At 67.2% G+C, this 13,531-nt stretch carries 14 protein-coding genes; 6 read left to right on the top strand and 8 right to left on the bottom strand.

All coding sequences use genetic code 11. The annotated features are described in order from the left end of the window. The first annotated feature begins 3 nt into the window (after positions 1–3). Positions 4–1,143 (top strand): molybdopterin-synthase adenylyltransferase MoeB, encoded by a 1,140-nt coding sequence (moeB, locus tag CXY78_RS08015; protein ID WP_104088924.1) that lies wholly within the window; start codon positions 4–6, stop codon positions 1,141–1,143. A gap of 83 nt (positions 1,144–1,226) precedes the next feature. On the opposite strand, the gene CXY78_RS08020 is transcribed toward moeB, so the two are convergent. From CXY78_RS08020 to CXY78_RS08035, 4 genes are all read right to left on the bottom strand, one after another. Next, positions 1,227–2,699 carry an amidase gene (locus CXY78_RS08020; protein ID WP_369827281.1) on the bottom strand — a complete coding sequence of 491 codons (1,473 nt, stop codon included), beginning with the start codon at positions 2,697–2,699 and terminating at the stop codon, positions 1,227–1,229. A gap of 11 nt (positions 2,700–2,710) precedes the next feature. Next, a complete protein-coding gene (locus tag CXY78_RS08025; protein WP_104088925.1) occupies positions 2,711–4,000 on the bottom strand; it encodes a M20 family metallo-hydrolase in 1,290 nt (429 codons plus the stop codon). 50 nt (positions 4,001–4,050) lie between these two features. Then, complete coding sequence (locus tag CXY78_RS08030) at positions 4,051–5,382, bottom strand: MFS transporter (RefSeq protein ID WP_233206126.1); 1,332 nt, start codon at positions 5,380–5,382, stop codon at positions 4,051–4,053. Positions 5,383–5,674: 292 nt separating this feature from the next. Continuing rightward, on the bottom strand, positions 5,675–6,589 hold the full coding sequence (locus tag CXY78_RS08035; protein ID WP_092340445.1) for a LysR family transcriptional regulator: 915 nt from the start codon (positions 6,587–6,589) through the stop codon (positions 5,675–5,677). A 220-nt stretch (positions 6,590–6,809) separates the two neighbouring features. On the opposite strand from CXY78_RS08035, the gene CXY78_RS21235 reads away from it, so the two are divergent. Both CXY78_RS21235 and CXY78_RS08040 read left to right on the top strand, forming a co-directional pair. After that, positions 6,810–6,974, top strand: coding sequence for a DUF2207 domain-containing protein (locus CXY78_RS21235; protein WP_139165815.1), 165 nt, complete (start codon positions 6,810–6,812; stop codon positions 6,972–6,974). A gap of 179 nt (positions 6,975–7,153) precedes the next feature. After that, positions 7,154–8,050, top strand: a complete 897-nt coding sequence (locus CXY78_RS08040; protein ID WP_104088927.1) for a PfkB family carbohydrate kinase — start codon at positions 7,154–7,156, stop codon at positions 8,048–8,050. 18 nt (positions 8,051–8,068) lie between these two features. On the opposite strand, the gene CXY78_RS08045 is transcribed toward CXY78_RS08040, so the two are convergent. Together CXY78_RS08045 and CXY78_RS08050 are read right to left on the bottom strand one after the other, a co-directional pair. Beyond that, positions 8,069–8,692 (bottom strand): HEAT repeat domain-containing protein, encoded by a 624-nt coding sequence (locus CXY78_RS08045; RefSeq protein ID WP_092340443.1) that lies wholly within the window; start codon positions 8,690–8,692, stop codon positions 8,069–8,071. Positions 8,693–8,859: 167 nt separating this feature from the next. Beyond that, on the bottom strand, positions 8,860–9,306 hold the full coding sequence (locus CXY78_RS08050; protein WP_158252789.1) for a GNAT family N-acetyltransferase: 447 nt from the start codon (positions 9,304–9,306) through the stop codon (positions 8,860–8,862). Between the two features lie 59 nt (positions 9,307–9,365). Between CXY78_RS08050 and CXY78_RS08055 the strand changes: the two genes are divergently transcribed. Genes CXY78_RS08055 through CXY78_RS08065 form a run of 3 tightly spaced genes read left to right on the top strand, consistent with a single transcriptional unit; the run spans position 9,366 to position 11,443 of the window. Continuing rightward, a complete protein-coding gene (locus CXY78_RS08055; RefSeq protein ID WP_104088929.1) occupies positions 9,366–9,812 on the top strand; it encodes a MaoC family dehydratase N-terminal domain-containing protein in 447 nt (148 codons plus the stop codon). Continuing rightward, positions 9,809–10,246, top strand: a complete 438-nt coding sequence (locus CXY78_RS08060; protein ID WP_092340441.1) for a MaoC family dehydratase — start codon at positions 9,809–9,811, stop codon at positions 10,244–10,246. The genes CXY78_RS08055 and CXY78_RS08060 overlap by 4 nt, the downstream gene beginning before the upstream one ends. Positions 10,247–10,249: 3 nt before the next feature. Further along, positions 10,250–11,443, top strand: coding sequence for a UDP-N-acetylmuramate dehydrogenase (locus CXY78_RS08065; RefSeq protein ID WP_092340440.1), 1,194 nt, complete (start codon positions 10,250–10,252; stop codon positions 11,441–11,443). 16 nt (positions 11,444–11,459) lie between these two features. On the opposite strand, the gene CXY78_RS08070 is transcribed toward CXY78_RS08065, so the two are convergent. Together CXY78_RS08070 and CXY78_RS08075 are read right to left on the bottom strand one after the other, a co-directional pair. Continuing rightward, positions 11,460–11,906, bottom strand: coding sequence for a hypothetical protein (locus CXY78_RS08070; protein WP_092340439.1), 447 nt, complete (start codon positions 11,904–11,906; stop codon positions 11,460–11,462). A 9-nt stretch (positions 11,907–11,915) separates the two neighbouring features. Continuing rightward, a complete protein-coding gene (locus CXY78_RS08075; RefSeq protein WP_158252790.1) occupies positions 11,916–13,427 on the bottom strand; it encodes a PspC domain-containing protein in 1,512 nt (503 codons plus the stop codon). Positions 13,428–13,531: the final 104 nt, after the last annotated feature.

The following is a 13,531-nucleotide window of genomic DNA, read 5'->3' on the forward strand; positions in this document are numbered from 1 at the left end:
CGGATGCTCGCACCACTCGTCGAACCCGGCGCGGCCCTCACGGCGGCCGAGCGCGAGCGGTACTCGCGCCACATTCTGCTGCCCGAAATTGGCCCGCTCAACCAACGCAGGCTGAAGAATGCGCGCGTGCTCGTGATCGGCGCCGGCGGTCTCGGCTCGCCGGTGCTGCTCTACCTCGCGGCCGCCGGGGTCGGCACGCTCGGCATCGTCGACCACGACACGGTGGATCTCAGCAACCTGCAACGCCAGATCATCCACGGCACTTCGGCACTCGGCCGCTCGAAACTGGCGTCCGCCGCCGCGGCCGTCGCCGAGCTGAATCCGCTCGTCACCGTGCACCAACACGATGTCTGGCTGTCGGCGGCGAACGCCCTCGACCTGTTCGCCCAGTACGACCTGATCATTGACGGCGCCGACACCTTCGCCACCCGCTACCTGGTGAGTGATGCCGCCGCGCTGCTCGACAAACCGTGTGTCTGGGGGTCCATTCTGCGCTTCGACGGGCAGATCAGCGTGTTCTGGAACACGCACGGCCCGACCTACCGCGACCTGTATCCGGAAGCCCCGCCGGCCGGCTCGGTGCCGAGCTGCAGCGAGGGCGGCGTATTCGGAATGCTGTGCGGAATCATCGGCGCCACGATGGTCGCCGAAGCGGTGAAACTGATCACCGGGGTGGGCCGCACGCTGCTCGGCCGGGTCGTGCTCTTCAACGCCCTCGACGCGACCTGGCGCGAAATCAGCATCGCACGCGACCTGGCCACGCCACCGGTCACCGAGCTGATCGACTATGACCTGTTCTGCGGAACATCCACCACGGATGCGATTTCGGTGCAGCAACTAGCCACCCTGCTCGCTGCCCGGGCGCGCAGCGAGCTCGACTTCGACCTCATCGATGTTCGGGAACCGGCGGAATACGACATCGTGCACATCGAGGGGGCGCTGCTGATTCCGCACGGCGGCATCCTCTCGGAGGAGGCCGTTCTCGACCGCGACCGCGACATCGTGCTGCACTGCAAGGCCGGGCCGCGTTCTGCTGCTGTCCTGGCCGAGCTACAGCGCCGCGGCTATGAGAATGTGCGCCAGGTCGAGGGTGGCATTCTGGCCTGGGTGAGGGAGATCGAGCCCGCGCTGCCGACCTACTGAGCGAGCCGGGCCTCGCGGCACGTGTTTGAGAACGTGGCACTGGTTTGAACCGGGGCCGTCTTCTCAAACACGTGCCACGAGCGTCAGCCGCCGATCAGTGCGTAGCGATGCGCCCACGGGCGCACCTGTTCGACGGCGGCGCCGACGCGAAAGACCGTGCCGTCATCAAACGGATGCCCGACGATCTGCACCCCGGTGGGGATGCCGCAGTCGGCCAGGCCGCTCGGCACCGCGAGCACCGGGCACCGGTTCGCGATATTGAACGGCACCGTCATGTGGCCCTGCCAGTAGTGTTCAAGGCGCTCGCCGCCGGCCGTGATGCCGTCAAGATAATGACCCTCGGCCGTGAGCGCGGCGACGGCCGAGGTCGGGCAGATCAGGGCGTCGAACCCGGTCATCGCCGCGGCTAGTTCGCCCTGCATGCGGGTTTCAGCGGAGAGACCGTCAAGAAAGCGGGTATCGGCGGCCGCAGCCCGGGCATCCGTCATGAACTGCACCGTGTAGGCGGCGAGGGCTCTCTCGGCGCCACGGGTCTCGTCCTCCATCGCTGGGCCCAGAATATGGCCGAAGTGAGTGAAGGACACTCGGTGAATTTCGGCCGTGGTCCAGGGCAGTTCGACCTCGTCGACGATCGCGCCGGCGCTCTGCAAGGCCGCAGCCACGGCGCGGGTGTTGGCCTCTACGTCGGGATCGACCAGGTAGTCGCCGAGGCGAATGCATAGGGCGATGCGCAGGCCCGCGACCGCGGGCCACATCCTCGGCAGCGGCGCAGCGGCGGCGAGCGAGGCATGGTCACCTGGGTGCTGGCCGGCCATCACGTTGGCGAGCAGGGCGGCATCCGCTACCGTGCGGGCCATCGGCCCGTCGCCGCGATAGTGGTCGGCCGACAGCGGCGCGACGCCCGGAATGCGACCGTAGGGTGCTTTGAACCCGACGGTGCCGGTGAAGGCCGCTGGCAGCCGGGTCGATCCGGCGATGTCCGAGGCGGTGGCGAGCGGCGCAAACCCCGCCGCAAGGGCGACGCCGGATCCGCCCGAGGAGCCGCCGGGAGAGAGATCGTGGTTGAACGGATTGCGCGTGACCCCCCAGAGCGGGGAGTGCGTCACCGTGGCGCAGCAGAATTCAGGCGTCGTGGTGCGCGCATGCACGATGCCGCCGGCCGAGCGTATGCGGCTGATCACCGGATGATCCGCGCTCGCAACCACGTCACGCTGGGCGACGAGCCCGTTGCTCAGCACGTGCCCGGCGAGGGAATGCTTCTCCTTCGCCGCGACCGGCAGCCCGAGCAGCGGGGCGAGCTGACCGCCGGACCGGTACTGCCGCTCGGCGTCGCGGGCCGCGATTCGGGCCTCATCGGTCAGCTGTTCGGTGAGCGCGTTGACGCGCGGGTTGACCGCGTCGATACGCTGCAGCACGGCCTCGAGCAGCTCCACCGGTGACAAGTCGCGCGACCGGAACAGGCCGAGCGCCTCGGTTGCGCCCAGATAGGCCAGGTCGGTCATGCTGGTGGTGGTAGCGCTCGACTGGGTGGGAGCGGGTTCGGTGCGGCTGATCACGCCCGGCCCGACTACGCCCGGGCCGTAGAGGCCAGTGCGGGAGCCTCGGCCGGATCGACCAAAGCCCCGTCGACCAGCGCCCCGCTGACCAGAGCCGTGGTCACCTCGGTGAGCAGCGCGAGCCCGAAGACCATGTCGGCATCCGTGGTGAATTCGCGTTCGCAGTGCGAGACACCGTCGACGCTCGGAATGAACAGCATGATCGAGGGCACAATGGTGTTCATCGCGACCGAGTCGTGGCCGGCCATGGTCTGGATTCGGCGGGTGGACAGCCCGGCGCGCGCGGCGGCCGCTTCGGCCAGCTGGAGGCCTCCTTCAGGAAAATACCTGATCGGACGAACATCGAAGTCGGTCACGTTGATCTTGATCTCGTGCTCGATCGCGAGCGCCGCGATCTTCTCGAGCAGGGTGGCGCGGGCCGCCTGCACGATCTGTGGGTCGCCGCTCCGCAGGTCGGCGACCAGGCGTACCCGGCGGGCGACCACGATGGGGGAGTTGGGTTCGAGGGTTAGCTGCCCGACGGACGACACGATGGCCTCGTCGGCGAAGTCGCTGGTGACCTCGCGCACCAAGAGGATGATCTTGGCGGCGGCCACGAGGGCGTCGTGCCGGTCGGCCATGGCGGTCGCCCCGGTGTGGGACTGCTCTCCGAGCACCTCGATGTCGAGTTTCTGGGTGTACCAGCTGCGGTCGACGACGCCGATCGCGATCTGCTCGCGCTCGAGGATGCGACCCTGCTCGATGTGGATCTCGGCGTAGCTCACCGTGACCGGGCGCGGGTCGGTGCCGAGATAGCCGATTTCGGCCAGGGCGGCGCGGGCGGTCACGCCGGCCAGGTCGGTCACGTCCAGCATCTGCTCCTGGTCGAACAGGCCGACAAAGACGCTGCTGCCCATGACGCTCGGAGCGAAACGGCCGCCCTCTTCGTTGAACCAGTTCACGACGGCGAGGTTGAACGGCGGCACGGTACCGCTCGCCTGCACCAGCTCGTCGACGTTGCGGGCCGCGTGCAATGCGGCGAGCACGCCGTAAGCGCCATCGAAGCGCCCGCCGAGCGGCTGGCTGTCGAGGTGTGAACCGACGAGCACGTAGGGGGCGCCTGGCGTCCACTCGATCAGCCCGAACATGTTGCCGATACCGTCGACGCGCAGGGTGTAGCCGGCGTCGGTCACCCAATTCGCGAACCAGGCGCGGCTCTGCGCGTCTTCGGCGGTGGCCGCCTGACGGTCGACGCCGTTGCGGGGCGTGGCCCCGATGGTGGCAACGTGGTGAAAGTCGGTGAGAAAGTCAGCAGATGACATATGGACTCCTTTTATTGGGCGAGTAATGCGTGAACGGATGCTGCAAACGCTCAGCCCAGACGCCCCCGCGTCTCGGGCACCTTGGTGAGGGTCACAAGCAGGAGCACGATCGCGGCCGCGCCGGCCATGTAGAAGCCCGGGGCGAACGAAACGCCCGAGCTGGCGACGAGGGCGGTGCCGACGAGCGGCGCGGTGCCGCCGAAGATGGCGTAGCCGAGGTTGTAGCTCACGGCAGCGCTCGTGAAGCGGGTTCTGGTCGTGAAGATCTCGACGAAGAAGGTGTAGCAGCCGCCGCCGTAGATGCACAGGGGGATCACGAACAGCATCTGGCCGAGCAGAGCGAGCGGCAGGCTGCCGCTCGTGACGAGCATGAAGCTCGGGATGGCCAGCACCGCGATCGCGGCCGACCCGGCGATGAGCATCGGCTTACGCCCGACCTTGTCGCCAATGCGCCCGCCCATTGGCAGCAGCACGGCGTACAGGGCGAGGGCGGCCGCGTTGGCCAGCAGGGACTGTTCGCGGCTGAGGTTTCCGGTGGTCTGTACGTATGCCACGAAGTAGGCCGAGAGAAAGTAGAAACCCATCGCGGTCAGGCCCATTACGAAGATGACCTGCACCATGCGCAACTTGTTCTCTCGGAAGGTCTCCTTGACCGGGCTGAACTCCTTGGTCTTTGTTGCCTGGGCGTCGGTGAACGACTTGCTCTCGCTGGTCTTGCTGCGAATCCAGACGCCGAACAGGGCCAGGGGCAGGGCGATCAGGAACGGCAGGCGCCAACCCCAGGCGGTGAACGAGTCGTCGGACATGCTCTGGCTGAGGATGAGGATCATCGTGCCGGCGAACACCGACGGCAGCGCGGTCGCCGCGATGGTGATGTTCAGCCAGAGACCGCGGCGGCCGATCGGGGCGTGTTCGAACACGAAGGAGGGGGCGCCGACCGATTCGCCGCCGGCCGAGAAACCCTGCACGAGGCGCAGGAGCAGCAGAAGCGCGGGGGCCCAGAAGCCGATCTGGTGAAAAGTGGGGAGCAACCCCATGCAGGCGGTCGCGGTGCCGATGGCGAGCAGGGTGATGGCGAGCACCTTGCGCCGCCCGATCTTGTCGCCGAGGGAGCCGAAGAACAAGCCGCCGAGCGGGCGCACGACAAACGCGACACCGAAGGTGGCGAAGGTGGCCAGCAGGGCGAGGATCGGGTTCGTGCTCGGAAAGAACAGCTGGGAGAAGATCACGGCCGTCAATCCGTACAGGGTGAAGTCGTAGAACTCGATGAATTGGCCGATGCTGCCGCCGAGTAGGACGCGTTTCTGCAGGCCTGTCAACTTCTTCGGGGGAGCGGTCTCGGCTGGCGGACTGATCGGGGCGGTGGCTGCGGTCGTGGTCACGACACCCACCGTACGATCGCGATGATTCCGGCGCTCGCCGCTGCGTTTCTGGCCGGTGAACTCTTGGCGAGCCGTGTGTCGGTCATATTGCGGCGCATCCGTTGGTCTGTAACCGGGACGACACGTGAATTATCTGCTCGAACACTGATCCTTCTTGATCACTGCAGCCGGGATCCCGGTCAAAGACGAGCGCTGCCGGGAGTGCGCGGCCGATTCTGGTCAAGCTTGCGCGCTGCGAAACACCCGTGTCCAATTGATTCTCATGGCCGAGCGCATCGATTTTGGTGATGGGTCAGGGGTGCGCCGCCCCATACAAGCGTCGGCAGGTATCTTCGAAGGCCAGCGCTCGGCGGGTCGGCAGCGCGGTGCTCAGCCGCACGAGCATGACCTCGCTCGGCGGAAATTCGTCAACCAGGCGCAGGGGGACGACCCGACCGCCAGAATACGGCACGTCGTTGTAGACCCGCTGGTTGAGCAGGGCATAGCCGTGGCCCTGGGCCACGAACGACCGCACAGTTTCATAGCCGGCGAACCGGTGGCGCACGTTGGGTGCCACCCCGGCCAGGGCGAACAGACTCTCGTAGTACTCCCGGCTGTGCGGCAGGTCGAGCAGTATGAGCGGCTCTCCGGCAAGGTCGCGCAGGGCAACCTCCTGGCCGGGGATATTCGCGGCCCAGTGGCCCGCGGGAACAATAACGTGCGGAGGAACACGTTCGAGCACCTGGCTGGAAAACCCGGCGCCGAGTCCGTGCCCGTACATCAATGCGAGGTCGCATCGCCCCTCGCGGAGCGCCGTCTGCAGCGAGGCGAGGTCGGCCTCCAGAAAAGTCACGTCGACGCCGGGATGGGTGGCCTCGAACGCCTTGAGAATGGCCGGCAGCCGAAACGAAGCCAGCGGTGAGAACACCCCGACGGTCAGCTCGCCGATGAGCGTTTCGGCCGTTCCGTAGGCCGATTCAAACAGGGAATCGGCGTGGTCGAGGAACCCCTTCAGGTCGAGCGCGAACTTGCGCCCGGTCGGGGTGAGCCTGAGCCCCATCGATGGGTTGCGCAGGAACAGTTGGGCGCCGAGGGTGCGCTCCAGCTGCGCCATCGCCGTAGAGACGGCGGACTGGCTCACCAGTAATCGGGCGGCGGCCTGGGTCATGCTCTGCAGCTCGGCCACGACGGCGAAGTACCGCAACTGGGTGAGGGTGAAGTGTCGCATCGGGCTCCAGACAGGGCGGCAGCCGGGAGCGAAAGCATCCAGCCCCGAGCGTGCGGATTGCTCAATGGTAACGACGAGAGTAATCGGGTGGCTGCTTTTGGTCGTGGTGGGACCACGCGACACGAAGCGGATGCCGCCCGCGGGATCTGCTTGCGGCCCCGTGAGGGGGGTAGTATCTGGGCACTCGGGATTTTCCCGCGCGTGAATGAAAGGTTGGACCATGAATCCGCTGCTCATCATTGTGGCCATTATTGCGGTCGTGCTGCTCATTACTGGCGGCTTGGTGGAGTCGCTTCAGTTTCTACTCTGGGTCGGTATTGTGCTCGCCGTCATTGCCGTCATCATGTTCCTCATGCGATCGATGTCGGGGCGCAAGAGCGTCTAACCCGGCATAACCGCTGACGGCCGGCAGCAGGAGACTGGACTCCTGCTGGCGGCCGTTGCTGTGCCCATACCTGCTGTGCGGGCACCGCTTGGTCGGGGCCGCGCGTGCCGTGAGCTGGGCCTAGCCTAGAGTGCACCGACCGAGCTCATCGTTCGCGCCTTTCGCAGAGATTGGACCCCATGCCTGAACAGAACGCTCCAACCCGCGTCGTTGTCGTCGGCGATGCTCTGATCGACGTGCTGCGTGATTCGGAGGCGAGCCGGGAATTCGCCGGCGGAGCCGCCCTCAACGTCGCGGTCGGACTGGCGGTGCTCGGCCTGCCGACGACCCTGATCGCGATGGTCGGCGACGATGCTGACGGCGCGGTGATTCGCGAATTTCTCGAGAAATACGGCGTGCAGCTGATCGCAACCACCGGCCCGCTCGGGTCGTCGCGGGCCGTGTCCGACCGCACCGACGGCGAGCCGCGCTATTTCTTCAACCCGGCAGCGAAGGCACGCCGCATCGAGTTCGGTGCGGCGGAGCGCGCGGCCCTCGAGAGCGCCGAGCTGGTCGTCGTGAGCTGCTTTCCGTTCGACGACACCGCGCAGACCGAGGCATTCGCGGCCTGCGTGAGTGACCCGGAACGACGCCTCTTCATCGACCCCAATCCGCGGGCCGGCATGCTGCACGACGGCCCCCGATTCGTGCGCAACTTCGAGGCACTCGCCGCGCGCAGCCTGCTCGTGAAGGTCGGCGACGAAGACGCTGACCTTCTCTACGACAGCACGCTCGAGCAGCTGCGACTGCGACTCGTTGCGAGCGGCGCACACACGGTGCTGGCAACAGCCGGGCGCCTCGGCGCCTCGGTGTCCTTCGCCGATAAAGGCCAGATCAGCGTGCCCATCGCCATGCTCGATGGCCCGGTCATCGACACGATGGGTGCCGGGGATGCGACGCTGGCAGCATCCGTTTGCACGATCGTTCACGACGGTGTACCGCAGGATGCCGCCAGCTGGCAGTCGCTGCTGGCCGACGCCATGCTGACCGCAGCGGCGACCTGTCGGCACGAGGGAGCGCTGCTCCGGCGGCCGTAGGCAGGTCGGTCGGCTTGCTTAGGCCTCGGCGTCCGTTGCACGCGCGTTCGTTTCGGGCGCTGTTGTTTCAGACGCGATGGTCTCGGGAACCGCGTCGGTGAACTTGAGCCGGGTGCGAATTGCATCGCGCGCTTGCTGGGCGGCTCGGCGCACCTCCTTGTCGGGGTCGCGCAGGCGCACCTCGATCGTGGCGATGTTGGCGGTGGATCCCTGGTCGGCGAGGGCGTGCAGGGCCGCCGCGCGCACCCGGGGGTGCTCATCGGTAGTGAGGCGCACGAGCTTGGGGACGACCTGCAGGCCGCGCAGCAGCACGACCTTGGCGCACATTTCGCGCACCCGCCAAGCCTGGTTGTTCAGCCCGACGACGATGTACGGTGCAGCCGACTCTCCCCACACGTGCAGCAGCGCGCGAGCGCCCCACAGCTCGGGCCAGTACAGGGCTGGGGCGCCCTCGAGGATGCCGAGGGCGTGGCGCCCGCCGGCGTAGAGCAGAAAGTCCTTTCCGGCATTCTTGGCGCGCAACAGTGCCACGGAATTGTCGATGACGACGGACTCGCCGTAGTGCGCGACGGCGGCGCGGATGCGTTCCTCGGTCGGAAGGTCGATCGGAAGGTCGGGGTGCGGAGTCAATTTGTTTTGCATAGCCCTCTAACGCTACCTCCCCGGCGCCCTTTCCCACCCGCGAAACGGGGTAACAGTGTGCAATAGACGTGGCCGTAATTTGCGGAGGCTCGCGGTAGCCAGAAGACTGGAGCCGTTACGGTGAATGGGTACCGCGCCTCGACCGGGCCGGGCGCCCACTGCACCTGTCAGCTGAGGTCTAGTTCGAAGCCGGAGGCGCGCTCGTAGATGCCGTAGTTGCCGATGTCGGTGAAACCGAGGCTGCGGTACAGGGCGAGCGCTTCGGGCTGGGCGTAGCCGGTTTCCAGGCGCATCCGCTCGTAGCCGAGGGTTCGGGCGAGGGATTCGAGCTCGCGCAGAATCGTTTTCGCGTGACCCTGGCGGCGGTAGTTCGGGTTGGTCCACATGCGCTTGACCTCGGCGGTCGTGTCGTTGAACTGGCGCAGGCCACCGCCGGCCACGGTCACGTCGCCGTCGACGAGCACGAGAAAGCCGCCGCTGGGCGGATCGAACTCGGCCCCGTCGACGTCGTGCACGGAATCGCCGTCGCCGTAGCGCGTTTCGTATTCGCGGTGCAGGTCAAGCAGAAGAGGGGCTACCTCGGGGTCACCGAGGCGCACGGATACACAATTCACGGTTAATAGTGTGCGCCCTGTTGCCGGGTGCTCGTGACCGCGCTTAGTAGACTCGACGGGTGTCAGTGAACCCAGAGTTGCAGGGGCGGGTCTTTCCGCCGGTCGCACCGTATCTTGTCGGCCGTGAAAAGGTGCGCGAATTTTCCCGCGCCGTGTTCGCGACCAGCCCGATCAACCACGATCCCGAGGCGGCCCGCGCGGCCGGCCACACCGACGTCGTCGCTCCGCCCACGTTCGCCGTGGTCGTGCAGGAGGCCATCCTGGCCCAACTTCTGGCCGAACCCGATGGCGGAATCGACTTCACCCGCGTCGTGCACGGCGACCAGCGCTTCAGCTATACCCGCCCGATTGTCGCCGGTGACGAACTCACGGCGACCCTCGCGGTGACGAGCATCAAGAGCCTCGGCGGCCACTCCATGGTCACCGCCGAGTCCACCATTGTGGATGCGAGCGGCGCACACGTCGTGACCGCGGTCTCCACCCTCGTCGTCAGGGGAGACGAATGATCCCCGCCGCACCTATCAGATCAGTGACCGATCTCACGGTCGGCGACGTCGTCGCCGAGGCGAGTTTCGCCCTGACGCGCGATTCCCTCGTGCACTACGCCGGAGCATCCGGTGATTTCAATCCCATTCACTATCGCGACGATATCGCGCAGTCGGTGGGGCTGTCCGGCGTGCTCGCCCACGGCATGCTCACCATGGGCCTGGCCGTGCAACCCGTCGTCGACTGGGCCGGCGACCCCGCCCGGGTCATCGATTACCAGGTGCGATTCACCCGCCCGGTCTTCGTTGACGCAACGGATGGCGCAACCGTCACCGTCGTCGCCAAGGTCGGCGCGCTCGATCTCGAAGCCGGCGTGGCCCGCATCGACCTGACCGTGACGTTCAACGGCTCGACCGTTCTCGGCAAGGCGCAGGCACGCGTCAACCTGGCCTGAACCATGATCGAACCCGTTGCCCTGAGCACACTCACCACCTTTCGGGTCGGCGGACCCCCCGCCGCCCTGGTGGCGCCGGTCACCGAGCAGGACCTCATCACTGAGACGCTCGTGGTCTGGGGCCTGGACGAAAACTGGCTCCTGCTTGGTGGCGGCTCCAACACCGTCGTCGCTGATGAGGGCTTCGACGGCATCGTGATTAGCGTGGTGACCCGCGGCATCGAGGTACTCGCCGCTGCACCTGAGAGCAGCAAAGCGGATGCCGCGGATGCGGCCGTCTCTGACGCCGGCGCCGACGTTGGCGCCCGGGTACGGCTGCGCGTACAGGCCGGCGAACCCTGGGACGACCTCGTGGCATACGCCGTCGATCACGGCTGGGCCGGCATCGAGGCGCTCTCGGGCATTCCCGGATCGTGCGGCGCCGCCCCGGTGCAGAACATTGGCGCCTACGGTCAGGAGCTCTCCGACAGCCTGATCGCGATCGACTTTCTCTCTTACGAGACCGGTGAGGTCGATCGGCTCGAACGCGCAGACCTGGCGCTGGGCTACCGCACCTCGGCGCTCAAGCAGGGCCTGCGCGGCGTGGTGCTCGCAATCGAACTGGAGCTGCACGATACCGCAGCCGAGGCATCCGTTTTGGGGAGCACCCTCGGCCAGCCCCTGAAGTATGCCCAACTCGCCGGAGCGCTCGGCGTGCAGCTCGGTGACCGGGTGCCGCTGTCGATCGTGCGCGCCACCGTTCTCGGCCTGCGGGCCGGCAAGGGCATGGTGCTCGATCCCGACGACCCCGACACCTACAGCGCGGGGTCTTTCTTCACCAACCCGATCGTCACCGAGACCTTTGCGCGCTCACTGCCGACGGATGCGCCGCGCTGGCAGCTCGAGGCGGAGCCGGCCGACCGAGTTATTCCACTCGAGGAATATATGGGCGTCGGACCCATTCCCGGCGAGGAACCCGTGCGCCTGGTCAAGCTCAGTGCGGCCTGGCTGATCGAGCATTCCGGGGTCGGTCGGGGTTTTCGTCTGCCGGGATCGAAGGCAGCGGTGTCGAGCAAGCACACCCTCGCCTTGACGAACACCGGCGGGGCCACCGCCGAGGAAGTTGCCGAACTGGCCCGGTACGTGCTCGGCCGGGTGCAGGCCGAGTTTGGCGTGAACCTGCAGCCCGAGCCGGTGCTCGTGGGGCTGACGCTCTAATCGACAGGCGTGTTGGTCAGTCTGCGCGGCGAGCGGCGGCGGCGATGCCGGCCACGACCAGGCCGAGCCCGACCGCGATCACACCGCCGAGCAGCCAGAGCGTGGGATCCGGCGGTGCCGGAAGCAGCGTGAAGACCACCATGTAGGTGGCGAAGGCCAGGAGCAGGATGCCCCAGAGAATCGTGCCGAAGCGGGGGCGCAGCCGGGGTGTGGCAGTGGCAGCGGTCGGCAGGTCGGTGTTTGGGGCGAAGAAGTCGTTCTCCCGCGGGGCACGGCTCGATTCCGGGTAGGGGATAGTCGGGTTGTCCGACAGGGTCGCGCCGGTCGTCGCGGTACCGGATTCGGCCGAGTAATCGGCGCCGGATTCGCCCCCAACCAGCGGAGTTGCAGAGAAATCTTCGGTGGGGGTGTTGGCCCCGGTGTGATCAGCGTTGGGGCTCGTGGGCGAAAGCGGAGTAGTCATGATGAGGTCCTAGTTGTTGGAGGAATCGAGCGTGACGACGCCAGCGAGGGTCCAGATGCGCACGAGCGGCCCATCACTGCGGCTGTTCGCATTGAACGTGCGCGCATCGACGGCGAACACGCCCGTGTGCTCGCCGTTTTCAGCGGCCACAGCGCGGCCGGAATATTCCACGCCGCCGACCAGGGCGTGCGATTCGACGCGCACCGGGGCATCCGCTGGCAGTTGAATGTCGGTGGCGCCGGCGAGCAGCCAGACGTCGATGACGGCGTCCTCGTCGAGACCGGGGTTGTCGAAATCGCTCAGGTCGAGGGTGGACTGCCCCACGATCATGGCGTAGCTCGTGTCGGGGTTCGCCATGGCCGAATTGGCGCTGAGCACCCAGACGGTGTTGCCGACGGCGGAGAACTGCGTGCCCTGCGGAAACACGCCGAGCACGACTAGGGTCGCCGCCGCCAGAAAGGCGAAACCGCCCATGGCGCCGTCGGTGCGACCGCGAATGCCGGCGATCACGATGCCGAGGGCCAACACTCCGAGTGCAAAGGCGAGGCCGAGAATCACTGCGTCCTGCGACCAGACGCCGCTCGAATTCACCCAGGCAGTCACGGCGCCGATGGCCAAAGCCAGGCCGAGCACAATGGCGCTGTAGCCGGCACCGGGACGGCGGGCGCGCACCCGGGCGCGGTGGGCTTGCTGGCGGGCGCGGTTCTGTTCCTGCCACGCTCGATTCTGTTCCGAGCGGATGCTCCTGGCCGAATCGGCCGCGTACGGATTGGTCGGGGCATAGGGGGTGGCCGTGGCTGTGCTCGTGGCCGCGAAAGCCAGGCTCGGGGCGGCTGTGTCGGTGGCGGTCGCCACTGACATGCTCGTCGGGGCGGAATCCGGCGCCGGGGCCGGAGCATCCGTTTGGGCGTGCACGACCGCGTCGGGGGCGGAATCCGGTCGCGGGTCGTAGACGCTGCCCGGACCGAACGGGCCCGTTGGTCCAGTGGGGCCGGCCGGGGGAGCGAACGGCCCGGAACCGGGCCTCGAATCGGGAGACCTCTTGCTGCGGCGCACCAGATACACGATCAGCCAGACGATACCGGCCGTGATGGCCAGCCCCCACCCGAACGAGAAGATGCCGGAGAGCCAGTCGGGGAGGGCCCAGAAACCGGCCGGGCCGTTCCACCAGAAACCGCGGAACAGGGGCACGACGGTGAACAGGAGCAGCGCTCCGATGGCGATCATGGCCGGTTGGAACCGCCCGCGAATGGCGTCTTCAGCATAGATGCGGCCGGCGCCGCGGGGCATCAGCGCCCAGCCGACGGCGTAGGCGAAGACGACGGGGCCGCCGAGGATGGCGATCACAACGGCAATGCCGCGCACAATCAGGGGGTCGAGCCCGGTGCGGGCGGCAATGCCGCCGCAGACTCCGGCGATCCAGCGGTCGCCGTCACGGTGTAGTCCGCTGCCGCGAATCCAGTCGAAGAAGCGGGTGATTTGGTCAGGGCGAGGTGTTTGCGCCCTCGGTGTGTCGGTCATGATCCGAGTCTGACAGCGCGCTGAGACCGCTGCCATGGGGGATGACCCTGATTGAACCCTGATTGATTCCTGCCGGGTTCCGCCCTGTCGGTGGGGCGTGCTTG

Origin of the sequence: Cryobacterium sp. N19 (genome assembly GCF_002929595.1) — a bacterium.
Taxonomy (GTDB): domain Bacteria; phylum Actinomycetota; class Actinomycetes; order Actinomycetales; family Microbacteriaceae; genus Cryobacterium; species Cryobacterium flavum.